Below are 26072 nucleotides of genomic sequence, written 5' to 3'. Positions count from 1 at the left end.
GGCTATTCCACGGGCGCGCCGGCGTCGCCTGCCTCGACCGGAATCGGCGTGGCAAGCACCTTGTCGATGCGCTTGCCGTCCATGTCCACCACCTCGAAGCGCCAGCCGCCCCAGTCCGTGTAGCTGCCGGTGGAGGGCACGCGGCCGAGGAGCAGCATGATCATCCCGCTGATGGTGTGGTAGCGGCCCTTGTCCTCCTCGGGGACGTTCTTCAGCTCCAGGCGATCCTTCATCTCCGGAATCGGAATGGCGCCGTCCAGCAGCCAGGAGCCGTCCTCGCGCTGCACCGCCCAGGCATCCTCGGCATTGCGCGGGGTGAACTCGCCGGTCACCGCCTCGAGCACGTCCTGCAGGGTCACTATGCCTTCGATCTCGCCGTACTCGTCGATGACGAAGGCCATCTGCATGTCGTTGGCGCGGAACTCCTCGAGCAGCTCCATGCCGGTCAGCGTCTCCGGCACGTACACGCAGGGCTGCAGGTTGGTCGAGAAGTCCGGCGTCTGCCCCTTGGCGACGCAGGCCAGCGCCTGCTTGGCGTGGATGACGCCGAGCAGCTTGTCGAGGCTGCCGTCGCACACCGGGAAACGCGAGTGCTCCGACTCGATGAGGATCTGCAGGTTCTCCTCGGCGGAGCGGCGGATGTCGATGCAGACGATGTCCGAGCGGGGGATCATCAGTGAGCCGAGCTGGCGGTCGTCGAGGCGGAACACGTTGCGCACCATCTCGTGCTGGTGCTGCTCGATGACGCCGGCTTCGGAGCCTTCTTCCAGCAGGGCATGGATCTCCTCTTCGGTGACGATGGCCTGGCCGGTCTGCCGCACGCCCATCAGGCGCAGCAGCGCGTGGGTGGACACCGACAGCAGCATCACGAAGGGCCGGGTGAGCAGCGCCAGCGCCTGCATGGGGCGGGCGACCAGGCGCGCGATGGGCTCGGGGCTGATCTGGCCGAGGCGCTTGGGCACCAGCTCGCCGATCACGATGGAGACGTAGGTGATCACCACGACCACCGCCGCCGTGGCGCCGATGCTCGCGGTTCTTTCCGGCGCACCGAGGGACTGCAGCCACTGCGACAGCGGCGCGGCCAGCACCGCCTCGCCGACGATACCGTTGAGGATGCTGATCGAGGTGATGCCGATCTGGATGGTCGAGAGGAACTTGGTCGGATCCTCGCCCAGCTTGAGGGCGGTGGCTGCGGCGCTGTCGCCCTCGGCGGCCAGCTTCATCAGGCGTGCCTTGCGCGCGGTGACCAGGGCGATCTCCGACATGGCGAATACGCCGTTGAGCACGATGAGGCCGATCAGGATCAGGATTTCCATCGGCGGCCTCGCGCTTGCGCAGTGGTGACGGGCAGGGTGGCTGGCATCGCCGACGCGGGTCCGCCGCTGGCGGCAGGGGGGCGCGCGCCGTCGGGCGCGGGCGAAGCAGGAAAGTCTCGACGACTCGGAGTGTCCATGGAAAGCCGGGCGGACCCGGATGCTCCTCTTGTGATCAAAGGGCCATCATCGTATGAATCGGCCCGGATGACGTCAAATCGACTGTTTTTCGCCCTGTTGCCGGATATTCCGCCACTGCTCCCGGATCATGGCAACTCGATGCCGAGATGGCGCCCGGCGACGGCGAACAGGCCGAGGCACACGACGGTGAGGAGCACGCCGGCCAGCAGGGTCGGCCAGAAACCCGGGCGCGGCAGCAGCGCCGGGCGGCCGGGCTCTCAGAGCACCTGCTCGATGGTGATGTAGTCACCCTCGGTGCGCAGGGTCAGCTTCACCGTCTGGTTGCTGCGGTTGCGCCAGAACCAGCCGTGCTTGCCGTCGAAGGCGGCGACCAGCACGCCCTGCTGCTCGGGCGTCTGCTTGCCCTTGCCATAGCCATGGTAGAAGCCCTTGGGCGCCTTGTACGGGTCGCCGTGGGTGTCGTAGTTGAGCAGGCCGCCATTGGCCGTCCAGTGGAAGCGCGCCTCGGCGCCCTGCTTCATCTCCAGCTTGATCTCGGTGGCCTGGTTGGGCTTCAGGATGAGGTTCACCTCGTGCTTCTGTGCAGCGATCTGCGGTGCCTGCGGCTCGGCCGGAGCGGCCGGGGCAGCAGCGGGGGCCGACAGGGCTGCCGCCACCGCGGGCTGCGGCTCGGCGGCGGGTTCCTCGGCGGTGGCCTCCGCGGCCAGGGTGGCCTTCAGCTCGCCCATCTGGGTCATCCCCAGCAGGCGGCCGACGCCGGTCGGGTCGATGGCGTATTCCGCCGGCATCACCACGGTCACCAGCAGGGCGCCGGCGGCGATCAGGGCGAGGACGGTGGAGCGCAGCAGCTGGGCGCTGCTCGGCAGCTCATTGAGATCGGGACGCTTGTTGTACATGACGAGAATTCCTTACTGGGACACGATCAGACCGGTGAGCTGGTAACCCATCAGCAGGAAACCGGCGCTCAGCATGGCGACGTTGGCGGTGTAGGCGTGGCGCCAGAAACCGGCGCTGCGCCGCCAGTAGCCCATGGCGATCAGGATGGCGCCGAGGGCCAGCAACTGGCCGATCTCGACGCCGACGTTGAAGGCGATCAGGTTGGCGATCAGGCCATCGGCGGCGATCTGGTAGTCGAGGATCTTGGTGGCCAGGCCGAAGCCGTGGATCAGGCCGAACACCAGGGTGGCCGCGCGGGTATCCGGCTGGCAGCCGAACCAGCGCTGGAAGGCGCCCAGGTTGTCGAGCGCCTTGTACACCACCGAGAAGCCGATGATGGCGTCGACCAGGTAGGCGCTGACGCTGATCTCCAGCAGTACGCCGAGCAGCAGGGTGACCGAGTGGCCGACCGCGAACAGCGTGACGTAGAGGCCGACGTCCCTGAGGCGGTAGAGGAAGAAGATCACCCCGAAGAGGAACAGCAGGTGATCGTAGCCGGTGATCATGTGCTTGGCGCCCAGGTAGACGAACGGCAGCAGCATCACCCCCGAGCTTTCCTGGATGAAGCCCTTGTCGCCCTCGGCCACGCCGTGGGCCAGGGCCGCGGGCGCGGCCATGAACAGCAGGGCGCTGAGCAGGGGCAGCAGTAACGAGCGGCGCAGGCGCGCGACGAGCGCACCTGTCCCGCGCAGGGATAACGAATGCATGGATGAGTCCTGAGTTGCAGTGTGCGCGAGGGACTCTCGATCATTGCGCCCGGCTGACCGAGCAGCAATCGGGCGATAGGGTGGGGTCGCCTGCTGCCTTGGTACTGATTTCCCCGGTCGCGGTGCGGGTGGACATCGACGCCGCTGGCACCATCCCGGCGGCCCCCCTGCGCAGCGCTGCCCGGCGCAAGCGAATCCGGGCCGGGCATTGGCCCCGGCGGCGCAGGGCGCGTTAAGCTGCGCTTCCCATTTCCGCGCGAGGTACATCCATGGGCCAGGTCGTTGCCGCCGCTGCCTATCACCGGGGACGCAAGGTCGCCGATATCGACATCGGGGAAGGCAGCCAGTGGGCCGCGAAGCCCGGGCACATGGTGTGGATCGGCCTGCGCGACCCGGACCGCGAGCTGCTGCACGCTCTTCAGCAGCAGTTCAACCTGCACGAACTGGCCATGGAGGACGCCATCGCCCGGCACACGCGGCCCAAGCTGGAAACCTTCGGCGATGCGCTGTTCATGGTGGTCTACTCGCCGATCCGCGTGGGTGGGCAACTGACCTTCGTCGAGACCCAGCTGTTCGCCGGCAAGGGCTACGTGATCAGCGCCCGCTACGGCGACTCGGCGCCGTACTCCACCGTGCGCCAACGCTGCGAGGCGCGCCCGCTGCTGCTCGAGCAGGGCGAGGATTACGTGCTGTACGCGCTGCTCGGCTTCGTCATCGAGAACTACCGGCCGCTGCTCGACAGCATCTTCGAGGAGCTGGAGGATCTCGAGCAGACCGTGCTCAGCCGCTCGCTGACGCCCGAAGACATCGAGCACATCGCCGATCTGCGCCGCGACCTGCTGCGCCTGCGCCGGCAGATCGCGCCCCTGGCGGAGATCTGCCGCGAGCTGCAGCAGCTCGATTTCCCGTTCATCGACAAGCCGATGCGCCCGTACTTCCGCGACATCGCCATCCACGTCGCCCGCCTGCAGGAAGACCTCAACGGCCAGCGCGAGATGGCCGATCATGCCATCGAGCTCGGCCTGCTTCTGGAAGCCTCGCGGCAGAGCGTTGTGCAGCGCAAGTTCGCCGCCTGGGCGGCGATCCTCGCCTTCCCGACCGCGCTGGCCGGCATCTACGGGATGAACTTCGAGCACATGCCCGAGCTGACCTGGCAGTACGGCTACTTCGGCGTGCTCGGGGTGATCGTGCTCGGCTGCGGCGGGCTCTATGCCAACTTCAAGCGGCTGGACTGGCTGTAGGCGCTGGCCACCACCCGTCGCGCAACTTACGAATTTTTCACCTTGGCTTGATGCCGGCTTGATGGGGGGCTGTCTAAGGTCTGCGGATTTTGTGAAGCAGACCAACGACATGCCAACAACTCTCGCCGTCTTCCCCTCCTTGCGGGCGCAGTTCACCGGCTGGCCGTCGCGTCGACGACTGCATGTCTGGCAGCTGCTGGCCGGCGCGGCCCTGATGCTGTTGCTGGGCATGGCGCAGGCCGGCTGGCGGCACTTCTATCCGGTGCAGGCCGAGGACGGCTGGTCTGCGGCGGTCTATCTCGATGCCGTCGACAAGGTCAGCGCGCTGGCCCTGGATGCCGAGGGCGCCCTGTTGCTCAGCCAGGAGCGCAACGCCGGCCAGGGTGGCCTGCTGCGCCTGGCGGCGGACGGGCAGCTCGGCGAGGTACAGGCCGGGTTGTCCAAGCCCGACGGCATGCTGGCCTTCCGCGGCGGCGTGGTGTTCAGTCAGGAACAGGGCGAACAGCCGGTGCTCTGGCGCACCGCCGAGGGGACCCGCGCGCTGTTTTCTGCGGTGAATGTCGAGGGCCTGGCCAGCGACGGCCAGTACCTGTACGCCATCGAGGACCGCCACGGCGACGGCAACCTGCTGCGCTACGATTCCGAGCGCGATGAAGTCGAGGTGCTGCGTCGCCACCTGGACGAGGCCGAGGGGGTCGCCGTCTGTCCCGATGGACGCCTGTTCTATACCGAGAAGGCCAAGAATCGGGTGCGCCAGCTGAGCGCCGATGGCAGCGATCCGACGCTGCCCGGCGAGTTCAACCAGCCCGGCTTCCTGCTGTGCAACGCCGACGGCCTGTGGGTCAGCGAGGATGCCACGCACCTGGCGCGCCTGCTGCTGCTCGACCGCGACGGCCGGTTGCATACCGTGCTGTCCCACCTGCGCTCGGCGCAGACCCTGCTGGAAACCGCCCCCGGCCACTACCTGCTCGCCGAGCAGGGCCGCAACCGCGTGCTGCAGCTGCAACGTATCTCCTCCGGAAGTTGATCCATGCGTCCATCGTCATCCTCCTTCGCCGCGCCCCGTCCCGGCCTGCGCGAGCACCTGGCCTTCACCGCCCTCAGCGGTCTGTTGCTGCTGCTCCTCTATGCCGTGCTGCGCGCGGCCCTGCTGGTCTACAACCGCGACCTGATCGGCAGCACGCCGCTGGGTAACTTCGTCGAGGCCTTCGGCAATGGCCTGCGTTTCGACCTGCGCGTGGTAGTGTTCGGGATCGCGCCGCTCTTGCTGGCGATCCCCAGCCAGCTGCTGATCGGCGCGCGGCGCTGGCAACTGGCCTGGCTGAGCCTGTTCGCCAGCCTCACGCTGTTCCTCGGTGTGCTCGAGCTGGACTTCTACCGCGAGTTCCACCAGCGCCTGAATGCCCTGGTGTTCCAGTACCTCGGCGAAGACCCGAAGACGGTGCTGAGCATGCTCTGGTACGGCTTCCCGGTGGGTCGTTACCTGCTGGCCTGGGCGCTGGCCAGCTGGCTGCTGTTCAAGGCGTTCCAGCGCCTGCACCGCTGGTGCCTGCCGCGCATCGAGCGCGCGCGGGACGTGCGCTGGCACTGGCGGCTCGGCGCCTTCGTGCTGTGCCTGCTGGTGGCGGTGGTCGCCGCCCGCGGTACCCTGCGCCAGGGTCCGCCGCTGCGCTGGGGCGACGCCAGCACCACCGACTCGGTGTTCGCCAACCAGCTCGGCTACAACGGCGTCCTGTCGCTGGTCGACGCCGCCAAGGGACGCTGGTCCGATCACCGCGACAACGTGTGGAAGGCCAGCCTGCCGCCGGCCGAGGCCGAGCAACGGGTGCGCGACATGCTGCTGACCCCGCACGAGCGGCTGGTCGACGCCGACCGCGCGGCGGTGCGCCGGGTGATGGCGCCGAGCGAGCAGGGCACCCTGCCGATCCGCAACGTGGTGGTGATCCTCATGGAGAGCTTCGCCGGCCACTACGTCGGCGCGCTGGGCGGTGAGGGCAACATCACCCCCAACTTCGACCGCCTGAGCAAGGAAGGGCTGCTGTTCACCCGCTACTTCTCCAACGGCACCCACACCCACCAGGGCATGTTCGCCACCATGGCCTGCTTCCCCAACCTGCCGGGCTTCGAATACCTGATGCAGCAGCCGGAAGGCACCCACCGCTTCTCCGGCCTGCCGCAGCTGCTCGGCCAGCGCGGCTTCGACAACCTGTACGTCTACAACGGCGATTTCGGCTGGGACAACCAGCAGGGATTCTTCGGCAACCAGGGCATGACCCGCTTCATCGGCCGCAACGACTACGAGAACCCGGTGTTCTCCGACCCGACCTGGGGCGTGTCCGACCAGGACATGTTCGACCGTGGCGCCGAGGAGCTGGCCAAGCAGGACCGCGAGCGGCCGTTCTACGCGCTGCTGCAGACCCTCTCCAACCACACCCCCTACGCGCTGCCCGAGCAGCTGCCGGTGGAGAAGGTGAGCGGCTTCGGCGCGCTCGACGAGCACCTGACCGCCATGCGCTACTCCGACTGGGCGCTGGGGCAGTTCTTCGACAAGGCCCGTCAGGAGCCGTACTTCAAGGACACCCTGTTCGTCATCGTCGGCGACCACGGCTTCGGTGCCCCCGAGCAGCTCAGCGACATCGACCTGTACCGCTTCCACGTGCCGCTGCTGCTGATCGGCCCGGGGGTGCAGGACAAGTTCGGCGCGCGCAACGACATCGCCGGCACCCAGCTGGACGTGGTGCCGACCATCATGGGCCGCCTCGGCGGCGCGGTGCAGCACCAGTGCTGGGGCCGCGACCTGCTCAGCCTCGACGCGGCGGACCAGGGCTTCGGCGTGGTCAAGCCGTCCGGCAGCGACCAGACCGTGGCGCTGGTCTCGGGCAGTCGCCTGCTGGTGCTGCCGCAGGGCGGCGCGCCCAAGCTCTACGACTACCGCCTGCACGAGCGGGCCGGCGTCGACCCTGTGCGCGACGAGCAGGCCATCGGCCAGCTCATGCCGCAGTTGCAGGCCTTCCTGCAGGTGGCCACCCGGAGCCTGCAGGACAACAGCGCCGGCGTGGTCGACGGGCCGGCGGGTGGTTCGCTGGCCCAGGCCGCAGCCCCGCGCAAGGCGGAATGAGCCCGGCGCCTGCCGGTATCCGGTCGTCCGGATGCCGGCAGGCGGGCTGACCTGCCGAGACAGTCCTCGCCGCGCGACCGCGCGCGGTGCCGGCGGGATGCCTCAATGGTCCCGCGCCGCCGTCGCCTGGTCGGCGAACTCGCTGAACACCCCGTCCACCCCCAGCGCGTAGAACAGCCGGTATTCGGCCAGGGGATCGCCTCGGAAGTCCGACGCCAGGCGCCTGGCCTCGCTGCGGAAGGTGTAGGGATGCACGAACAGCCCGGCGGCGTGGGCGTTGCCGACCACCGCGGTGGGCGCCATCAGCACCCGGTCGCGCTCGTCGAGCTGGCCGTCGCCGTTGCGGTCGTCCGGCTGGCCGTCGCGGTCGTCGTCCAGCAGCCTTGAAGGAATCAGGTATGGCTTCCACGGGCCGATGCCGTCGGCGTAGGTCGCGATCTCCGCGAGGCCCTCGAGGGTCAGCAGATCGGCGAAGGTGCGCGGATCGCCGGCCACGGCGAAGTCGTAGGGCTTGTCGAAGGGCGCGACCAGCTGGATGCCGCCATCGGCGCCGATGTCGCTGGCGTCGACCAGTTGCACCAGACGCAACTGCGTCTTGCCGCGCAGGTACTTGAGGTTGGCCACCTCGAACGACTGCAGGATCACCGGCGAATCCCGTCGGGTGTAGCCGTAGCGGGCCAGGATGGCGAGCAGGCGATCCTCCAGCCCGAGGCCCTGGCGGGCGTGCCACGTGGGATGCTTGGTTTCGGCATACACGCCGATGCTGCGCCCCAGGCGTGCACTCTCGCTGCGGGCGAGGTCGAGCACTTCCTCGAGGGTGGGAATCGGGAACTTGCCGTTGTAGGACTGATCGCGCTCGGGGAACGGCTGGATGGCGCCCAGGGTTCTCAGTTCGGCGAGGGTGAAGTCGCTGACGAACCAGCCTTCCTCCTCGACCCCATCGATCGTGCGCCGCGTCTTGCGGCTGGCGAACTCGGGGTGATCCTTCACGTCGGTGGTGGCGGTGATGTTCGGCTCGTGGCGCGCCACCAGCACGCCATCGCGGGTGGCCACCAGGTCGGGCTCGATGAAGTCGGCGCCCAGCGCGATGGCCTTGCGGTAACCCTCCAGCGTGTGGTCCGGCAGGTAGCCGGCGGCGCCGCGATGGCCGATCACCAGCGGCCTGGCACCGTCCAGCGTGGGGTATTTCACGCCCGTGCCACCGGCACAGGCCGTCAGCAGCAGCGCGGAGCCCAGGGCCAGCATCAGCCGGTGTGCAGCGGCTTGGGGCATTTCTCACCTCGGCAGTGATTGCAGCGTCACTCCAAGGCTAGCGTCTCATCGCCAGGCTGCAGGCACGGGCCGGCAGATGGCGCTGCCGGCCGGGCCGGGATGTCCCGCCTATGCGGTGCGCAGCTGCCCGTCGACGCAGGTCACCGCCATGCCGCCGACCCGGATGCGCTCGGCGTCGATGGCGATGCGCAGCAGCCCGGCGCGGCCGATGGCGGTGCCCTGGGTGGCGAGGTACTGGCTGCCGAAGCGCGCGGTCTGCTCGCTGGCGCGGATGAAGGCGGCCACGCAGCCGTTGCCGCTGCCGCACACCGGGTCCTCCTCGATGCCACACGCCGGGGCGAAGGAGCGCACCTCGATGCGCGCCGGCGCGCCCGGCGCGTGCTCGCCGAAGATGGTCACCCCGGTTTCCTGTGGCTCCTGCTCGATCCGCTTCATGCGCGCCATGTCCGGCTGGCAGGCCAGCACCGCTTCGGCGCTGGCCAGCTGGGCGACGATCCAGCGCGCGCCGACGTCGATCAGTCGTGGCTGGGCCGCGCGGGACACGGCGCAGCCGAGGATGGCCTCCAGCTCGTCGATCTCGGTTGCGTCCAGCGGCGTGATCGCCGGCTGCGGCAGGTCGAAGGTGATCCAGCGTTCGCCGTCGCCGTCCTCGCACACTTCCAGGCCGATCAGCCCGGCCGCGCACTCCTGCACCAGCCGGCCGTCGCGCGGGGCGATCACCCCGGCCTCCAGCAGCGCGTGGGCGGTGCCGATGGTGGGGTGGCCGGCGAACGGCAGTTCGGAGGCGGGGGTGAAGATGCGCACCCGGTAGTCGGCATCGGCGCTGCTGGCCGGCAGCACGAAGGTGGTTTCCGACAGGTTGGTCCAGCGGGCGATCCGCTGCATGTCCTCGCCGGAGAGGCCCTCGGCCTGCAGCACCACGGCAACCGGATTGCCCTGGAACGGGGTCTTGGTGAACACGTCGACTTGCTTGAACGGTATCTGGCGCATCGCGATCTCTCTGGCGGACTGGATTCTGCCGCCCATCCTAGGCGGGAGGATTCGATGGGTACAGATACACGGAAACAGGAAGTCGATGGTTACAGGTTGCCGCGGCACAGGTCTCGAACGGGCGGCGTGGGGCAGCGGGCGCGAGCTGTACGCTCAGTGACGGTGAGGGACCAGCAGCGCGTGCGGGGCCTTGTCCTGCAGGCGCTGCATGCCATCCTGCAGCCAGCGGCGGGCGGCCCGTTCGGCGCGCTCGATCAGCTCGGCGCTGTGCGAGAAGTCGTAGGCGTTGACCGCCTGCGGGCACAGCGGCGGCAGGACAATCAGCTCGCAGCGGCTGGCGAAGCGGTCGACATCGGCGACCAGCTGGCGCATGGACAGCAGATTGATGGCGTGCAGCGCTGTCGCCAGCGCCCCGTGCGGCGGCGTCTTCAGCGCGCAGGGCGTGCCGGTCGGCAGCACCAGCACGCGGCTGGCGCCCAGCGTCAGCGCGGCGGAAATCGGCGTGTTGCTGGCGATGCCGCCGTCCATCAGCGGCAGCCCGTCGATGCTCACCGTCGGGTACACCGCCGGAATCGCCGCGCTGGCCAGCAGCGCGGGCAGCGCCTCGCCACGGGAGAGGATCACCTCCTTGCCGGTCAGCACGTCGGTAGCGACCACGTGGCAGGGCAGCGCGGCTTCCTCCAGCAGGCGATAGGGCAGGCACGATTCGATCAGCCGGCGCAGCGGGCCGGCCGGCACCAGGTAGTCGCGGCGACCGAGCAGGCCCAGCAGGGTATCGGCCAGCGTGAGGGGAAAGATGTCGTTGCGCCGCAGCTCCAGCCAGATGCGCTCCAGCCGCGCGATGCCCTCGCGATCGGGCGCGGCGGCGAAGTAGGCGGCGTTGATCGCGCCCACCGAGGAGCCGACCACCAGGTCGGCGGCCACCCCCTCGGCCAGCAGCGCCTTGAGCATGCCCACCTGCACGGCGCCGAGACTGCCGCCGCCGGCCAGCACGAAGGCCGTCTTGCCCGATTGCCGATCCATGCCGCACCCCGCGCATCTGCCACCCCGTCAAAGGGTAGTCCGCACGCGCCGCGCCGGCAGCGCCGCCGTGCAGGAGCCAGCCTGCTGGCGATCCGCTGACCTGGCTTCCACCTCAGCCCAGCCGCTCGCATAGCGGCGCGAAACCCGCCCGGTAGCGCGCGGCCAGCTCGTCGGCCAGCCGAAGCAGTTGAGCGGGATCGGCTGCCAGCGCGGCAGTCACGCCCTCGGCGATCCCCGCCAGCGCAACGCTGACCGGCAGAGCGGCGGGCTCCCAGGTGGCGGCATAGGCCGCTGGTTTGCCGGGCGCGCCACGCTGCAGGTTGAGGCGCGGCAGGGCGTAGGCCATGGCGACGATCCGCCCGTGCAGGCTGCTGCCGAGAAAGCCGCGGCTGCGGGCGAGCAGCGCGCAGATGTCCCAGATATCCAGCGTGCTGACGATGCGCGCCGGCGCGCGCATCCGCGCCGCCGTGCGCCGGTAACCGTCCAGGTCGTCGTGCCAGGGCGCGGCACCGGCGCGGAAGAAGACTATTCCCAGGCCGTGGGTCCGGGCGACGCGGTCGAGCTGCGCGGCGATGGTGGTCAGGCTGGCGTCGTCGCCGAACTCGGCGCTGAACTGCACGGCCAGATAGCCGTGCGGGAAGGCGCGCCGCAGTTCGGCGATCTCGCCCTGCGCGGCGTGTCGGTCGATGCGTGGGCCGAACAGCACGCGCACCAGCACCGCCGGGTCGGGCAGCAGTGGCGCGGCGATGCCGGCCTCCTGCAGCAGCGCCTGGGTGCGGCGGTCGCGCACGCTCAGCGCGTCCGCCGCGTGCAGCTTGGCCAGCACCTCGGCGCGCAATGCCGCAGCGCGCGTGTCCAGATCCATGCCGCCCACCGCGGCGAACAGCAGGCGCGCCTGCGGGAACAGCGCGCGCCCCGCCACGTAGGGCGCCCGGTCGGGGATGCCGAGCTGCTCCCGCGCCCAGGCCAGGCGCTCGGCCGGCAGATGGTCGAGGCGCGCCAGCGTGGCTGGCACCTGGCCCGCCGGCAGCAGCATCACCGCCGCCTCCCAGGCATCGCAGGTCAGCAGCTCGCCGCCGACGTGCAGCAGGTCGACCGGCCGGCCGGCGAACTCCCGAGCCAGCGCCGCCAGCGCCTCGACCTTGTGCCCGCCCCACGGCCGCAGGTCGCGGGCGGCCAGCCCGGCGAAGCGCAGCACGCGCCCCGGCAGCAGCGCAGCGGCGATGTGCGGGAACAGCAGGTCGCCGAAGTTGTGCCGGTCGAAGGCGCCGAACAGCAGGGTGGGCGGCGGCCCTGTCGTCGGGCATCCACTGCCTGGCGCGTCGGCATGGTTCGTCATGGGCATCCTCGTCGGGGCGTGGCGCAGCTCGTCGCTGCGCTTGATTATCGTCGCTGGCGCGCCGCCCCGGGGTCGGCCAGCCGCTCGGCGAGAAAGTCGATCAGCACCCGCAGCTTCGGTGGCAGGTGGCGGTTGGGCGGATAGAGCACCCAGGCGGTGCCCTGGTAGGAGCCGGTATAGCGCCAGTCCGCCAGCACCTGCCGCAGGCGACCGTCGGCCAGCGCCTGGGCGGCGGTGAACTGCGGCAGGCAGGCGATGCCGAGGTGATTCAGCGCGCCGTTCAGGCGCACCTCGCTGTGGTTGCTCGCCAGCCGGCCGCGCACCGCCACCACGCACTGCTCGCCGGCACGGGCGAAGTGCCAGCGATGGTCGTCTGGGCGCTCGTCCAGGTACAGGCACCGGTGGCGCACCAGCTCGTCCGGATGCTGCGGTTCGCCATGCTCGGCCAGATACTCCGGGCTGGCGCAGAGCAGCTGCAGCACCTGGCACAGCGGCCGGCCGGCGAGGTTCGGCGGCGGCTGGTCGGTGATGCAGACGATCAGGTCGAAGCCCTCTGCGATCAGGTCCGGGGTGCGGTCGCTGAGGTTGAGACTGACATCTACCTCGGGATGGCGGGCGAGGAAGTCGGCCAGCAGCGGCGCCACCAGATACTTGCCGAACGCCTTGGGCACCGACAGGCGCACCTGGCCGCGCGGATGGCTCATCAGCCGCTCGCCGACCGCCACCGCCGCCTCGGCGGCGACCAGCATCTCCCGGCAGCGCTCGAACACCTCCGCCCCGGCGGCGCTCAGCTGCAGGCGGCGGGTGGTGCGCTCCAGCAGGCGCAGGCCGAGCGCCTGCTCCAGCTGGGCGATCTGCCGGCTCAGCGCCGACGGGCTGCCGCCCTGCAGGCGGGCCGCGGCGGAGAAGCTGCCGCTTTCCACCACGCGGACGAAGCTGGCCATCAGCGGCAGCAACTGGTTGCTCTGATTCGTGTTCATGGCGAACAAGTGTTGTGTATTTGCACTGGATTATCGCGGCAGACGCGGCAATGAACAATGCGGTCCAGCCCACCCGAATGCCGGAGCCTGCCATGCACACCCTCAGCCGCCCGTTGCCCGTACGCCTGCTGCCCGGCAGCGACCTGCTCCTGCTGATGGTGGCCATGGTCTGGGGCACCAGTTACGGTGTCGCCAAGCAGGCGCTGGTGTTCTACCCGGTGCTGGGCTTTCTCGCCGCGCGCTTCTGTATCACCTTCCTGCTGCTGGCCCCGCAACTGCGCGGCGCCGGCCGCGCCGCGTGGCGGCCCGGGCTGCCGCTGGGGCTGGTGCTGCTGGCCATCTTCCTCTGCGAAACCTACGGGCTGGTGCATACCAGCGCCAGTAACGCGGCCTTCCTGATCAGCCTGTGCGTGGTGCTGACGCCCTTCGTCGAGTGGCTGCTTCTCGGCCAGCGCCCGGATGCCCGCCTGTGGCCGGCGGTGGTTCTGTCGCTGCTCGGTACCTGGCTGCTCAGTGGCGGCGTCGATACGAACTTCAACCTCGGCGACGGCCTGATGCTGGCGGCAGCCCTGCTGCGCGCCGTGCTGGTCTGCCTGACTCGGCGGCTCAGCAGCGGCCGCGAGGTGCCCGTGCTGGCGCTGACCGCCGTGCAGAGCGGGGTGGTCGGCTGCGGCTGCCTGTTCCTCGGTCTGCTGCAGCCCGGCGGCCTGCCGCCGTTGCCGACGGCGCCGGCGTTCTGGACCGGCACCCTCTACCTGGTGTTGTTCGCCACCCTGTTCGCCTTCTTCGTGCAGAACTGGGCGCTCGGCCGCAGCAGCCCGAGCCGGGTCAGCCTGCTGATGGGCAGCGAGCCGCTGTTCGGCGCGCTGTTCGCCGTGCTCTGGTTGGGCGAGGTGCTGACCCCTGCAGCCTGGCTCGGCGGCCTGCTGGTCGTCGCGGCGATGCTCCAGGCTAGCCTGTCCCGCAGTCGCGCCTGAGCGGCGGCCTGGCGATCGCGACGGGCGTAGCCGGCAACTTGCGCAAATCGGCCCATACTTGCCTTTCGGGCCCGCCAAGAGGAGCGCCAGCATGATCACCGTCAATCCGGAAACCGTTGCCCGGCTCATGGACCTGGCCCGCACCTTCCACGCCAAGGAGCAGGTGGTCATCCCCCAGGAACCCAACAGCCCGAGCGACGACTGGGCCCTGCAGGCGCTGGCCGACCACGCCGGTGACGAGTACTACGCCGAGTTCGAGTCGATCATCGACGACCTGGAGCCAGACCAGCAGCAGGAAGTGGTGGCACTGATGTGGCTGGGCCGCGGCGACGGCACCCTGGAGGAGTGGGATGACCTGCTCAAGCAGGCCACCGAACAGTGGAACCCGCGCACCGCCGACTACCTGATTGCCCATCCGTTTCTGGCGGAGTATCTGCGCGAGGGGCTGGATTTGCAGGGGTATGGGGAGGAGTAGGGTGGGTAACTCGCGTAGCGATTACCCACCGCTGACATCGGTAGATAAGGCAGCGCCGTTGTCTACCCTACGTGCTCTCCTGTGGTTCAACCGCGGAAGTGACTTCCACAACCCGGCTGACTGGCGTCGATGATGAGGTTCCCTTCCACTCGAGCGCCGATCGAGCCGACGATGAACGAGTGGTTAAGCTGACTGATGACGACATCGCTCAGACCGACAGCGCACTTGTCTTTTTCGATGGCCTTGTCCATGGCCGTCTTCATGTTAGGGATGCCCAGTGGGAAGAGGATGACAGGGTACTTGTCCTCCCCCACAACGCGCGGGCCTTTTACAAATTGAGCAGAGTTGAGGTTGTAGTTTTTGGTGCTGCCGACGGTCATGTCAGCTACGCGAACGGTGCAGCCCGAGGCTGCAATTGCGCCAAAGATTACGGCTAGTACTGCTTTTTTCATGGGTCCCTCCTAGGTTGATTAACCTATGGATCTTATCAGGCCTGTAGAAATCTGCAATTTGATCAAGGGGTTACTAGGTTGGATCGCTACAGGTTCGCAGTGTTCGCCATCATGGATGAGGTATGAAAGCACTTCTCCGCACCAAGTGCTCGGTAGGATTTATCAGCAGAAGCGGCAATTGCGAGCCCTGCGTTTTCGTCGAGTGGTTCCTCTAGCTTGCTTAGGCGTGGGGACAGACGGAAAGTCCACGTCCGCGCAGGAAAATGACCGAGCGGACGTGATTGAGAGCGAGTTTTATAATGGCAAACGCTGTAATAGTTACAGTGGTCAAAATTTGCCGATAATAGCTCAGAACTGTTTTTTGAAAGGCGTCTGGAAAACCTTAGAGCTCAAACTAAACTCCGTAATTCCCCAACTCCCGCGCAATCAGCATCCGCTGAATCTCGCTGGTCCCTTCATAAATCTGCGTGATCCTTGCATCGCGGTAGTAGCGCTCGACCGGGTAGTCCTCCAGGTAGCCGTAGCCGCCGTGGATCTGGATGGCGCTGGAGCAGACCTGTTCGGCCATTTCCGAGGCGAACAGCTTGGCCTGGGAGGCTTCGGACAGGCAGGGCAGGCCGGCGCTGCGCAGGCGGGCGGCGTGGTGGGTGAGCAGGCGGGCGGCGTTGATGCGGGTGTGCATGTCGGCCAGCAGGTTGGCGATGCTCTGGTGTTCGATGATCGGCTTGCCGAACTGCACGCGCTCGCGGGCGTAGCGCAGGGCGGCCTCGAAGGCGGCGCGGGCGATGCCGAGGGCCTGGGCGGCGATGCCGATGCGCCCGCCTTCCAGGTTGGACAGGGCGATGGCCAGGCCCTTGCCGCGCTCGCCGAGCAGGTTCTCCTGCGGGATGCGGCAGTCGTCGAGGGCGATGGCGCAGGTGTCGGAGGCGCGCAGGCCCATCTTGTGTTCGGCGCGCTCGACCACGAAGCCGGGGGTGTCGGTGGGCACCAGGAAGGCCGACAGGCCCTTCTTGCCCAGCTCCGGGTCGGTGACGGCGAAGACGATGGCCAGTTTGGCGCGCTTGCCGTTGCTGACGAACTGCTTGGCGCCGTTGAGCACCCACTGGCCGTCCTTCAGTTCGGCGCGGGTGCGCAGGTTGTGCGCCTCGGAGCCGGCCTGCGGCTCGGTCAGGCAGAAGCAGCCGATGGCCTGGCCGCTGGCCAGAGCGGGCAGCCAGGCTTCCTTCTGCGCCTGGCTGCCGTAGTTGAGCAGCGGGCCGCAGCCCACCGAGTTGTGCACGCTCATCAGCGCGCCGAGGGCGCCGTCGCCGGCGGAGATTTCCTCCACGGCCAGGGCGTAGGCCACGTAGTCGATGTAGCTGCCGCCCCATTCCTCGGGCACCACCATGCCGAGCAGGCCCAGCTCGCCCATCTGGGCGACCAGGCGGTCGTCGATCCAGCAGGCTTTTTCCCACGCGGCGGCGTGCGGAGCGATTTCGCGCTGGGCGAATTCGCGGGCCATGTCGCGGATCATGCGTTGTTCTTCGGTGAATTCCAGGTCGTTCATCGGCGTTCTCTCTTGTTCTTGTCTACTCGCCGGGCGTTCAGACTGCCTGGCGGGCCCTGCCGGCAGTCTGGCTGCTCGGGAAGAAGCTGGCTACCCGCTCCATGCTCACGCCAGCGAGGCTGGGCGGGTTCCAGCGCGGGTTCTTGTCCTTGTCGACGATCAGCGCGCGCACGCCTTCCATGATCTCGCCGCGCTCGAACCACTGGCGGTCCAGGTGCAGTTCGAGGGCGAAGCACTCGGCCAGCGACAGTTCGCGGCCGCGGCGCAGCAGTTTGCGGGTGACTTCCATGGCCAGCGGCGAGCGGCCGTCCAGCAGCTTGACGGTTTCCTCGGCCCAGTGCTGGAACTCGGCGCGCGTCTCGCCCTGCAGCGAGGCGCGGATCGTCGCCACGCTGTCCAGGGCGAAGTGCTGCTCGATGGCCGGGTGCAGGGCCTTGAGTTCGGCGCCGGGCAGTTTGCGCGAGGCGAGGGTGGCGAGCAGGGTGCGCAGGGCCTCCTGCGGGTGCACCGTCCAGCTCAGGTTGTCGAGGCAGCGGTCCAGTTCGGCGAGTTGCTCGCTGGGCAGGCACCAGTCGGCCAGGCCGGCGTAGAGGGCGTCGGCGGCGCGGATCTGCACGCCGGTGACGCCGAGATAGGTGCCCAGCTCGCCGGGCAGGCGGGAGAGGAAATGGCTGGCGCCGACGTCGGGGAAGTAGCCGATGGCGGTTTCCGGCATGCCCATCCGGGTCCGCTCGGTGATCACCCGCAGCGCTGCGCCCTGCACCAGGCCCATGCCGCCGCCGAGCACGAAGCCGTCCATCAGGGCGAGGATCGGCTTGCGGTAGGCGTGGATGTACTGGTCGAGGGCGTATTCCTCCTCGAAGAAGCGCTGCCACTGGTCGTCGCCGGCCCGGAAGCTGTCGTACAGGGCGCGGATGTCGCCGCCGGCGCAGAAGGCCTTCTCGCCGCTGGCGCGCAGCACCACGGCGAGGATCTGCGGATCGTCCGCCCACTCCTGCAACTGACGGTGCAGCAGGCGCACCATCTCCAGGTTGACGGCGTTGAGGCCGGCCGGGCGGTTGAGGGTCAGGTGGCCGATGCGGTTGCGCACCGCGGCCAGCACGGGGGCTTCGCTCATGCTCAGGCGTCCTTGCGGTACAGGTTGATGATCGCCGAGAAGTCCAGCTGGCCGTTGCCCTGGGCGCTGAAGGCCTGGTAGAGCTGCTGGGCGAGGGCGCCGAGCAGCACCGGCTGGCGCACCTGTTTGGCCGCCTCGCTGGCCAGGCCGAGGTCCTTGAGCATCAGGTCGGTGCCGAAGCCGCCTTCGTAGCCGCGCGAGGCCGGCACGTTGTCCATCACGCCGGGGAAGGGGTTGTAGGTGTCCGAACTCCAGCAGCGACCGCTGGAGGTGTTGATGATGCCGGCCAGCACCTTGGGATCGACGCCGAGGGCCACGCCGAGGCTCATCGCCTCGGATACGCCGATCATCGAGATGCCCAGCAGCAGATTGTTGGCCACCTTGGCCGCCTGGCCGTTGCCGTGGCCGCCGCAGTGGACGATGTTCTTGCCCATCGCCGCGAGCACCGCCCGGGCGCGGTCGAAGTCGGCATCGCTGCCGCCGACCATGAAGGTCAGGGTGCCGGCCGCGGCGCCGCCGGTGCCACCGGAGACCGGCGCGTCGAGCATCGGGTTGCCGTGCTGCTCCGCGGCGGCGGCCACTTCGCGGGCGCTGTGCGGGTCGATGGTCGAGGAGTCGATCAGCAGCACGCCGGGGCGCACGTTGGCGAGCAGGTCGTCGTCGCCGAGGTAGACCGCCTTCACGTGGGCCGCCGCCGGCAGCATGGTGACGATCAGCTCGACGTCCGCGCGGGCCACGCCGCCCGCCGAGTCGGCGGCCTGGGCGCCGGCCTCGACCAGCGATGCGACGGATGCCGGCACCGGGTCGAAGACGGTCAGTTGGTGGCCGGCCTTGAGCAGGTTGCGCGCCATCGGGGCGCCCATGTGGCCGAGTCCGAGAAAGCCGATATGCATGGTGAGTCCTCTTCTTGTCGTTCTGGCGGGACGGCCGGCGCACGCGGCGCCGGCCGTCGCGGCTCACTTCAGGGTGATGGTGGTGTTGACGTGGCCGACTTCATCCTCGTCGAACCAGCGCGCGGTGACGGTCTTGGTCTGGGTGTAGAACTGCACCACCTGCTTGCCGTAGGGGCCGAGGTCGCCGAGCTTGGAGCCGCGCGAGCCGGTGAAGGAGAACAGCGGCACCGGCACCGGGATCGGCACGTTGATGCCGACCTGGCCGACGTCGATCTCTTCTTGGAAGTGGCGGGCGGCGGCGCCGGAGCGGGTGAAGATGGCGGTGCCGTTGCCGTTGGGGTTGGCGTTGATGATGGCGATGGCCTCGTCCATGGTCGCCGCCTGCATCACGCAGAGCACCGGGCCGAAGATCTCTTCCCGGTAGATGGTCATCTCGGGGGTGACGCCGGAGAACACCGTCGGGGCGACGAAGTTGCCGTCGGCGTAGCCCGGTACCTGCGGGTTGCGGCCGTCGAGCAGCAGCTCGGCGCCTTCCTCGACGCCGCGGGCGATCAGGCCGCTGATGCGTTCCAGGGCGGCGCGCGAGATCACCGGGCCGACGTCGGTGCCCGGCTCGGTGCCGCCGCTGACCTTGAGGGTCTTGACCTTCTCGACCAGCTCCGGCAGCCAGGCCTGCGCCTCGCCGACCAGGATCACCACCGACAGCGCCATGCAGCGCTGGCCGGCCGCGCCGAAGCAGGCGCCGACCAGGTTGGCCAGGGTCTGCTGCTTGTGGGCGTCGGGCAGGACGATGGCGTGGTTCTTGGCGCCCATCATGCACTGCGCGCGCTTGCCGCTGAGCGAGGCGCGGTTGTAGACGTGGGTGCCGACCTTGGTCGAGCCGACGAAGGACACCGCCTTGATGTCCGGGTGGTCGCACAGCAGGTTCACCGCGTCGGCGCCGCCGTGGATGACGTTGAGCACGCCGGCCGGGATGCCGGCCTGCAGCGCCAGTTCGGCCAGGCGCATGGTGACCATCGGGTCCTGCTCGGAGGGCTTGAGGACGAAGGTGTTGCCGGTGGCGATGGCCATCGGGAACATCCACAGCGGGATCATCGCCGGGAAGTTGAACGGAGTGATGCCGGCGCATACGCCCAGCGGCTGGTTGAGGGTGTAGGTGTCGACGCCGCCGGCGACGTTGTTGGCCAGCTCGCCGAGTTGCAGGGAGCCGATGTTGGCGGCGTGCTCGACCACCTCCAGGCCGCGGAACACGTCGCCCTCGGCGTCCGGCAGGGTCTTGCCCTGTTCGGCGGTGAGGATCGCCGCCAGCTCCTTCATGTTCTCGCGGATCAGCTGCTGGTACTTGAGCAAGATGCGTGCGCGGGCGCCGATCGGGGTCTTGCGCCAGGTCTTGAAGGCTTCCTTGGCGCTGGCCACGGCGGCGTTCATCTCGTCCTGGGTGGCGAAGGGGACGCGGGCCAGCACTTCCTGGGTGGCCGGGTTGACGACGTCGCGCCACTCGGTGGTTTGCGATTCGACGAACTCGCCATTGATCAGCAGCTTGACGGTGGGGATGGAGCGGGTAGCGGTCATGTTCACCTCGCCTCGAAGGCTTTGTAGTTGTTGTGGCCGGTGATGCTGGCTCTGGGAATCAAGCTAGCAGTGGAAAATTGCCGGGCATAGCCGGGCGATTTGCACAGTTGCTCTGCAAATCTGCACAATGTGGCGAATTGCTCTTTCCGTAAACGGAAATGTGGCGGCGATGCCGGCGATCTTTCCTGATCCGGGAGCATCGCCAGCACGCCGATTCCTGCGGAGGGAAGCGGCGTTCACCCCTGCCGGAGCCTGCGATGGACTGGGACAACCTGCGCTATTTCCTCGAACTGTCGCGCGCCGGCACGCTGACCGCGGCGGCGCGGCGCCTGGGCGTCGACCACACCACGGTGGCGCGGCGGGTGCAGGCGCTGGAGAAGCAGTTCGGCCAGCCGCTGTTCATCCGCGGCGGCGCCGGCTACACGCTGGCCGAGGCCGGACGCCGCCTGCTGGCGCAGGCCGAGGCGATGGAGAGCGCCTTCCTGGCCATCGAGCAGCCGGGGGAGGGCGGCCCGGACACCCTGTCCGGCTCGGTGCGCATCGGCGCCACCGAGGGCTACGGCGTCGCCCTGCTGGCCGGGCAACTGGCCGGCCTCGGCCAGCGCTATCCGCACCTGGGCATCGACCTCCTGGCGGTACCGCGCACCGTGCACCTTGCGCGCCACGAGGCGGACATCGTCATCACCCTGGAGCGCCCGCAGCGCGGCCCGTACATCATCACCCGCCTCACCGACTACGTGCTGCGCCTGTACGGCTCGCGCGACTACCTGGCCCGGCATGCGCCGATCCGCCGCCGCGAGGACCTGCGCAAGCATCGCTTCGTCAGCTACATCGAGGACCTGCTGTACAGCAAGGAACTCTACTACCTGGACGAGATCGGCCGTCCCGGCCAGGTCGCCCTGCGCAGTACCAGCATCCTCGCCCAGCAGAACGCCGTGCTGGCCGGCGCCGGGCTGGCGATCCTGCCGAGCTTCAGCGCGCGCCGCGAGCCGGAGCTGGTCGAGGTGCTGGCCGGCGACATCGAGTTCGTGCGCACCTTCTGGATGCTGATGCCGGCGGAGAACAAGGACCTGGCGCGCATGCGCGTGTGCTGGGACTTCCTGCGCGAGATGGCGGCGGACAACCTCGAGCTGATGATGGGGCGCGGATCTCCAGCGCTGTAGGGGCGAATTCATTCGCCTGTGCACGGCCTGTTGGCGAATGAATTCGCCCCTACAGATCGCCGTGCGCCGGGTGTCGGCGGCTATTCAGTTTCAATTAATCGCCGAGGGCTAGAGTGAGCCCATCGAAAGCCACTCACTCCCCAGGAGATCGAAGATGAAAAAACTGACCGCCCTGCTTGCCACCGCCCTGATCGCCGCCACCGCCGGCGTTGCCCAGGCACGTGATCTCGGCCCGGACGAGGCGCTGAAACTGCGCGATGCGGGTACCATCATGTCCTTCGACAAGCTCAACGCCGCGGCCATCGCCAAGCACCCGGGTTCCACCGTCGAGGAAACCGAGCTGGAAGAGGAATACGGCCGCTACGTCTACCAGGTCGAACTGCGTGACGCCCAGGGCGTGCAGTGGGATCTGGAGCTGGATGCCACCAATGCCCAGATCCTCAAGGACCACCAGGACGACTGATGATCAAGACCACGCCCTTCATCGCCGGATTGACCCTGTGCCTGATCGCCTCGGCACAGGCCCGCGATCTCGACCAGGACGAGGCCCTGCGCCTGCGCCAGGAGGGCGTGATCCAGCCGCTGCAGCAGTTGCTGCAGCAGGCCATGCAGCGCTACCCCGGCGCGCGCCTGCTGGAGGCCGAGCTGGAGGAGGAGGACGACCGCTACGTCTACGAGGTCGAGCTGCTCACCGACGGTGGGCAGGTGCGCGAACTGGAGCTGGATGCGGTGACCGGCCGCATCCTCAAGGACGAGGAGGACGACTGATGCGCCTGCTGCTGGTGGAAGACAACGTCGCGCTCGCCGACGAACTGCTCGCCGATCTCGGCCGCCAGGGCTACGCCGTGGACTGGCTGGCCGACGGCCGCGACGCCCTGGTGCAGGGCGCCACCGAACCCTACGACCTGGTGGTCCTCGACCTCGGCCTGCCTGGCATGCCGGGGCTCGACGTATTGCGCCGCTGGCGCGCCGACGGTCTGGCCACCCCGGTGCTGATCCTCACCGCGCGCGGCAGTTGGGCCGAGCGCATCGATGGGCTCAAGGCCGGCGCCGACGACTACCTGAGCAAGCCCTTCCATCCCGAGGAGCTGGCCCTGCGCATCCAGGCGCTGCTGCGCCGCGCCCACGGCGTGGCCAACCAGAGCGAACTGAAGGCCGCCGGCCTCGCCCTCGACGAGGCGCGCCAGTGCGTGCGCCGCGGTGACGAGGAGATCGCCCTGAGCGGCGCCGAATTCCGCCTGCTGCGCTACTTCATGCTGCATCCGGGGCAGATCCTCTCCAAGACCCAGCTCACCGAGCACCTCTACGACGGCGAGAGCGAACGCGAGTCCAACGTCATCGAGGTGCACGTCAACCACCTGCGCCGCAAGCTCGGCCGCGGCGTGATCGAGACGCGCCGTGGCCAGGGCTACCGCTACGCCGGCGACGCGGAGCAGGGCGGGTGAGGTCGATCCAGAGCCGTCTCGGCCTCGGCCTCGCTGCCACCCTGGTGGTGGTCGTGCTCGCCCTGCTGCAGGGCAGCCTGTGGCTGCTCGACAGCGGCCTGCGCCGCTACCACGAGAGCAACCTGCAGGACGAGGCGGAGACCCTGCTGATCGCCCTGGTGCGCGGCGAGGAGGGCGTGCAGCTGGACGAGCGGCGCCTGCACCCGGCCTACCAGCGCACCTTCTCGGGGCGCTATTTCCGCATCGACTTCGCCGAGAATGTCTGGCGTTCGCGCTCGCTGTGGGACAGCGAGCTGCCGCGGCCGCCGCGCAAGGGCCTGGCGCCCGAACTGGTGGACGGCATCGAGGGTCAGCGCCTGCTGGTCTACCGTGGCGACTTCCGCCGTTTCGGGCAGCACTTCTCCATCAGCGTGGCGCAGGACTACAGCCCGGTGCTGGCGAGCCTGGCGCGCATCCGCTGGCTGGGCCTCGGCCTCGGTGTCGGCGGCCTGCTGCTGGCGCTGCTGCTGCAGTGGCTGACCATGCGCCGCGCGCTGGCGCCGCTGGAGCGGGTGCGCGCGCAGATCGCCGAGCTGCAGGCCGGCCGCCTCGGCGCGCTGGACAGCCGCGTGCCGGCCGAGCTGGAGCCGCTGGTCGGGCAGATCAACCACCTGCTGCACCATACCGAGGAGACCCTCAAGCGCTCGCGCCACGCCCTCGGCAACCTCGGCCACGCGCTGAAGACGCCGCTGGCGGTGCTGGTCAGCCTGGCCAATCGCGAGGAGCTGCGTGGCCAGCCGGAACTGCGCGCCACCCTGCGCGAGCAGCTGGAGCAGATCGAGCAGCGCCTGGCCCGCGAGCTGGGCCGCGCGCGTCTGGCCGGCGAGGCGCTGCCCGGCGCGCACTTCGACTGCGGCGTCGAGCTGCCGGCGCTGTGCGCGACCCTCCGGCAGATCCACCCGCACGTCGACATCGACTGGCAGGCGCCGGAGGGACTGCGCCTGCCCTGGGACCGCGAGGATCTGCTGGAGGCGCTCGGCAACCTGCTGGACAACGCCTGCAAGTGGGCCGACAGCGCCGTGCAGGTCAGCGCGGGTGCGGATGCTGAAGGCTACTGGCTGTGCGTCGAGGACGATGGGCCGGGCATCGCCCCGGAGCAGCGCGACGCGGTGATCGCCCGAGGCAATCGCCTCGACGAGCAGGTGGCCGGCCACGGCCTCGGCCTGGCCATCGTCCGCGACATCGCCCAGGCCTGCGGCGGCAGCCTGAGCCTGGAGGACAGCGCCACGCTCGGCGGGCTGTGCGCGCGGCTGCGCCTGCCGCGTCGCGCGCTCGCGTGATCCTGTAGGGGCGAATTCATTCGCCTGACCGGGGCCACGCTGGCGAATGAATTCGCCCCTACGCAGGCCTTGCGCTCCCTGCTGCGACCAAGTGTCTCGCTCGGTCTTTCGTCATACCTGGGGGAGTATGATGGCTGCAGCCCGCACGCCAGCGGTGTTCCGCACAGCGACTAGAGTGGATTACTGGTCGCCGCCGGATCGCCGGATCGCCGGACCTCCGGATTGGCGTCCGCCGGCTGAGGAGCTGTCGTCATGCCGCAAGTCCCCCCGCAGTCGCCCTGGCGCATCCCGCTGGTGCGCGAGATCGGCATCATCCTGCTGGTCAAGCTGGCCATCCTGCTGACCATCAAGGCGGTCTGGTTCACCGAGCCCACGGTGCCGGAAAACGGCAGCGCCCGGGTCAGCGAGCGTCTGCTCGGCACCCCGCAAACCGCACCCGCATCACCCGCATCCCTGAACGAGGAGGAGCCGAGATGATCTCGGAAGCCGTCGTCGACCTGTCGCGTCTGCAATTCGCCATGACCGCGATGTACCACTTCCTGTTCGTGCCGCTGACGCTCGGGCTGGCCTTCCTGCTGGCGATCATGGAGTCGGTCTACGTGATGACCGGCAAGCAGGTGTACCAGGACATGGTCAAGTTCTGGGGCAAGCTGTTCGGCATCAACTTTGCCCTCGGCGTCACCACCGGGCTGACCATGGAGTTCCAGTTCGGCACCAACTGGGCCTACTACAGCCACTACGTCGGCGACATCTTCGGCGCGCCGCTGGCCATCGAGGGGCTGATGGCGTTCTTCCTCGAATCCACCTTCATCGGCCTGTTCTTCTTCGGCTGGGACCGCCTGTCGAAGGTGCAGCACCTGGTGGTCACCTGGCTGGTGGCGCTGGGCTCCAACCTGTCGGCGCTGTGGATCCTGATCGCCAACGGCTGGATGCAGAACCCGGTCGGCGCCGAGTTCAACTACCAGACCATGCGCATGGAGCTGGTCGATTTCGCCGCGCTGATCTTCAACCCGGTGGCGCAGGTCAAGTTCGTGCACACCGTGGCGGCCGGCTACGTCACCGGGGCGATCTTCGTGCTGGCGATCTCCAGCTGGTACCTGCTGAAGAAGCGCGATCTGGGCTTCGCCCGCCGCTCGTTCGCCATCGCCTCGGCCTTCGGTCTGGCCTCGATCCTCTCGGTGATCGTCCTCGGCGACGAATCCGGCTACGAGATCGGCGACGTGCAGAAGACCAAGCTCGCCGCCATCGAGTCCGAGTGGGAGACCCACCCGGCGCCGGCCGGCTTCACCCTGTTCGGTCTGCCCAACCAGGAGGAGATGCGCACCGACTACGCGGTGAAGATTCCCTGGGTGCTCGGCCTGATCGCCACCCGCTCGCTGGACGAGGAGGTCAAGGGCATCAAGGACCTGATCGCCGAGCACGAGCTGCGCATCCGCAACGGCATGGGCGCTTACGCGCTGCTCGAACGGCTGCGCGGCGGCGACCAGAGCGCGGAAACCATAGCTGCCTTCGAAGCGGTCAAGCACGATCTGGGCTACGGCCTGCTGCTGAAGAAGTACACGCCGAACGTGGTCGATGCCAGCGAGGAGCAGATCCGGCTGGCCGCCAGGGACACCATTCCCCACGTGTTCAGCCTGTTCTGGAGCTTCCGCGCCATGGTCGCCTCGGGCTTCCTGATGCTGGCGCTGTTCGCCTGCGCCTTCTGGGCCTCGGCGAAGAAGAACGAGGAGAGCAAGCCCTGGCTGCTCAAGTGGGCGCTGCTCAGCCTGCCGCTGCCGTGGATCGCGGCGCAGACCGGCTGGTACGTGGCCGAGCACGGTCGCCAGCCGTGGTCGATCGGCGAGGTGCTGCCGACCCACCTGTCGGCCTCCAGCCTGAGCGCCGGCGACGTCTGGGGCTCGCTGATCGCGCTGATCGCCTTCTACAGCCTGCTGCTGGTGGTGGAGATGTACCTGATGATCAAGTTCGCCCGTCTCGGCCCGTCCAGCCTGCACACCGGACGCTACCACTTCGAGCGCCTGGCCGGCGCGCCAGCGGCCAGGGCCTGAGGAGA

At 68.7% G+C, this 26072-nt stretch carries 25 protein-coding genes; 12 read left to right on the top strand and 13 right to left on the bottom strand.

What is annotated here, in order from left to right; translation table 11 throughout:
* Window positions 1-2: 2 nt before the first annotated feature.
* The 3 genes from BLT78_RS07890 to BLT78_RS07880 all read right to left on the bottom strand — a co-directional run bounded on the left by BLT78_RS07890 (window position 3) and on the right by BLT78_RS07880 (window position 3097).
* Window positions 3-1316: a hemolysin family protein gene (locus BLT78_RS07890; protein ID WP_090348447.1), complete on the bottom strand. Its 1314-nt coding sequence runs from the start codon at window positions 1314-1316 to the stop codon at window positions 3-5.
* Window positions 1317-1711: 395 nt separating this feature from the next.
* The gene (locus tag BLT78_RS07885; protein ID WP_090348446.1) at window positions 1712-2350 is read right to left on the bottom strand and encodes a transmembrane anchor protein; all 639 of its coding nucleotides are present in this window, start codon (window positions 2348-2350) and stop codon (window positions 1712-1714) included.
* A 12-nt stretch (window positions 2351-2362) separates the two neighbouring features.
* A complete protein-coding gene (locus tag BLT78_RS07880) occupies window positions 2363-3097 on the bottom strand; it encodes a HupE/UreJ family protein (protein ID WP_090348445.1) in 735 nt (244 codons plus the stop codon).
* 269 nt (window positions 3098-3366) lie between these two features.
* Between BLT78_RS07880 and BLT78_RS07870 the strand changes: the two genes are divergently transcribed.
* The 3 genes from BLT78_RS07870 to BLT78_RS07860 all read left to right on the top strand — a co-directional run bounded on the left by BLT78_RS07870 (window position 3367) and on the right by BLT78_RS07860 (window position 7456).
* Window positions 3367-4338 carry a magnesium and cobalt transport protein CorA gene (locus BLT78_RS07870; protein ID WP_090348443.1) on the top strand — a complete coding sequence of 324 codons (972 nt, stop codon included), beginning with the start codon at window positions 3367-3369 and terminating at the stop codon, window positions 4336-4338.
* 109 nt (window positions 4339-4447) lie between these two features.
* Window positions 4448-5365: a hypothetical protein gene (locus BLT78_RS07865; RefSeq protein WP_157719506.1), complete on the top strand. Its 918-nt coding sequence runs from the start codon at window positions 4448-4450 to the stop codon at window positions 5363-5365.
* Between the two features lie 3 nt (window positions 5366-5368).
* On the top strand, window positions 5369-7456 hold the full coding sequence (locus tag BLT78_RS07860; protein ID WP_090348442.1) for an LTA synthase family protein: 2088 nt from the start codon (window positions 5369-5371) through the stop codon (window positions 7454-7456).
* A 102-nt stretch (window positions 7457-7558) separates the two neighbouring features.
* On the opposite strand, the gene BLT78_RS07855 is transcribed toward BLT78_RS07860, so the two are convergent.
* From BLT78_RS07855 to BLT78_RS07835, 5 genes are all read right to left on the bottom strand, one after another.
* Window positions 7559-8728, bottom strand: coding sequence for a glycerophosphodiester phosphodiesterase (locus BLT78_RS07855; protein ID WP_090348441.1), 1170 nt, complete (start codon window positions 8726-8728; stop codon window positions 7559-7561).
* A gap of 108 nt (window positions 8729-8836) precedes the next feature.
* On the bottom strand, window positions 8837-9718 hold the full coding sequence (locus tag BLT78_RS07850; protein ID WP_090348440.1) for a PhzF family phenazine biosynthesis protein: 882 nt from the start codon (window positions 9716-9718) through the stop codon (window positions 8837-8839).
* A 153-nt stretch (window positions 9719-9871) separates the two neighbouring features.
* Window positions 9872-10741: a patatin-like phospholipase family protein gene (locus BLT78_RS07845; RefSeq protein WP_090348439.1), complete on the bottom strand. Its 870-nt coding sequence runs from the start codon at window positions 10739-10741 to the stop codon at window positions 9872-9874.
* Window positions 10742-10853: 112 nt separating this feature from the next.
* Window positions 10854-12080 (bottom strand): polysaccharide pyruvyl transferase family protein, encoded by a 1227-nt coding sequence (locus tag BLT78_RS07840; protein ID WP_090348438.1) that lies wholly within the window; start codon window positions 12078-12080, stop codon window positions 10854-10856.
* 44 nt (window positions 12081-12124) lie between these two features.
* Window positions 12125-13060 carry a LysR family transcriptional regulator gene (locus BLT78_RS07835; RefSeq protein ID WP_090348437.1) on the bottom strand — a complete coding sequence of 312 codons (936 nt, stop codon included), beginning with the start codon at window positions 13058-13060 and terminating at the stop codon, window positions 12125-12127.
* A gap of 92 nt (window positions 13061-13152) precedes the next feature.
* On the opposite strand from BLT78_RS07835, the gene BLT78_RS07830 reads away from it, so the two are divergent.
* Window positions 13153-14037, top strand: a complete 885-nt coding sequence (locus tag BLT78_RS07830) for a DMT family transporter (RefSeq protein ID WP_197673155.1) — start codon at window positions 13153-13155, stop codon at window positions 14035-14037.
* Window positions 14038-14128: 91 nt separating this feature from the next.
* Complete coding sequence (locus tag BLT78_RS07825) at window positions 14129-14512, top strand: DUF3775 domain-containing protein (protein WP_090348435.1); 384 nt, start codon at window positions 14129-14131, stop codon at window positions 14510-14512.
* 86 nt (window positions 14513-14598) lie between these two features.
* Here the strand turns inward: BLT78_RS07825 and BLT78_RS07820 are convergent, their stop codons facing one another.
* From BLT78_RS07820 to BLT78_RS07800, 5 genes are all read right to left on the bottom strand, one after another.
* On the bottom strand, window positions 14599-14964 hold the full coding sequence (locus BLT78_RS07820; RefSeq protein WP_090348434.1) for a hypothetical protein: 366 nt from the start codon (window positions 14962-14964) through the stop codon (window positions 14599-14601).
* A 394-nt stretch (window positions 14965-15358) separates the two neighbouring features.
* Window positions 15359-16510: an acyl-CoA dehydrogenase family protein gene (locus BLT78_RS07815; protein WP_090348433.1), complete on the bottom strand. Its 1152-nt coding sequence runs from the start codon at window positions 16508-16510 to the stop codon at window positions 15359-15361.
* Window positions 16511-16547: 37 nt separating this feature from the next.
* A complete protein-coding gene (locus BLT78_RS07810) occupies window positions 16548-17627 on the bottom strand; it encodes an enoyl-CoA hydratase/isomerase family protein (protein ID WP_090348432.1) in 1080 nt (359 codons plus the stop codon).
* Between the two features lie 2 nt (window positions 17628-17629).
* Window positions 17630-18520 (bottom strand): 3-hydroxyisobutyrate dehydrogenase, encoded by an 891-nt coding sequence (gene mmsB / locus BLT78_RS07805; RefSeq protein WP_090348431.1) that lies wholly within the window; start codon window positions 18518-18520, stop codon window positions 17630-17632.
* Window positions 18521-18583: 63 nt separating this feature from the next.
* Window positions 18584-20092, bottom strand: coding sequence for a CoA-acylating methylmalonate-semialdehyde dehydrogenase (locus BLT78_RS07800; RefSeq protein WP_090348430.1), 1509 nt, complete (start codon window positions 20090-20092; stop codon window positions 18584-18586).
* Between the two features lie 257 nt (window positions 20093-20349).
* Between BLT78_RS07800 and BLT78_RS07795 the strand changes: the two genes are divergently transcribed.
* The 7 genes from BLT78_RS07795 (at window position 20350) to BLT78_RS07765 (ending at window position 26067) form a co-directional block, all read left to right on the top strand.
* Window positions 20350-21255, top strand: coding sequence for a LysR family transcriptional regulator (locus BLT78_RS07795; RefSeq protein ID WP_090348429.1), 906 nt, complete (start codon window positions 20350-20352; stop codon window positions 21253-21255).
* 154 nt (window positions 21256-21409) lie between these two features.
* The gene (locus tag BLT78_RS07790) at window positions 21410-21718 is read left to right on the top strand and encodes a PepSY domain-containing protein (RefSeq protein WP_090348428.1); all 309 of its coding nucleotides are present in this window, start codon (window positions 21410-21412) and stop codon (window positions 21716-21718) included.
* Window positions 21718-22023, top strand: a complete 306-nt coding sequence (locus BLT78_RS07785; protein WP_090348427.1) for a PepSY domain-containing protein — start codon at window positions 21718-21720, stop codon at window positions 22021-22023. Before BLT78_RS07790 ends, BLT78_RS07785 begins: the two co-directional genes overlap by 1 nt.
* Entirely contained in the window at window positions 22023-22700 is a 678-nt protein-coding gene (locus BLT78_RS07780; RefSeq protein ID WP_090348426.1) for a response regulator transcription factor, read from the top strand. The genes BLT78_RS07785 and BLT78_RS07780 overlap by 1 nt, the downstream gene beginning before the upstream one ends.
* The gene (locus tag BLT78_RS07775) at window positions 22697-24019 is read left to right on the top strand and encodes an ATP-binding protein (protein ID WP_090348425.1); all 1323 of its coding nucleotides are present in this window, start codon (window positions 22697-22699) and stop codon (window positions 24017-24019) included. The genes BLT78_RS07780 and BLT78_RS07775 overlap by 4 nt, the downstream gene beginning before the upstream one ends.
* A 252-nt stretch (window positions 24020-24271) precedes the next feature.
* A complete protein-coding gene (gene cydP, locus BLT78_RS07770) occupies window positions 24272-24496 on the top strand; it encodes a cytochrome oxidase putative small subunit CydP (RefSeq protein ID WP_090348424.1) in 225 nt (74 codons plus the stop codon).
* Window positions 24493-26067 (top strand): cytochrome ubiquinol oxidase subunit I, encoded by a 1575-nt coding sequence (locus BLT78_RS07765; RefSeq protein WP_090348423.1) that lies wholly within the window; start codon window positions 24493-24495, stop codon window positions 26065-26067. Before cydP ends, BLT78_RS07765 begins: the two co-directional genes overlap by 4 nt.
* The last annotated feature ends 5 nt before the right edge of the window (window positions 26068-26072 follow it).

Source organism: Pseudomonas oryzae (genome assembly GCF_900104805.1).
GTDB classification, from domain to species: Bacteria; Pseudomonadota; Gammaproteobacteria; order Pseudomonadales; family Pseudomonadaceae; genus Geopseudomonas; species Geopseudomonas oryzae.
This window is presented reverse-complemented; position numbering and strand designations above follow the sequence as displayed.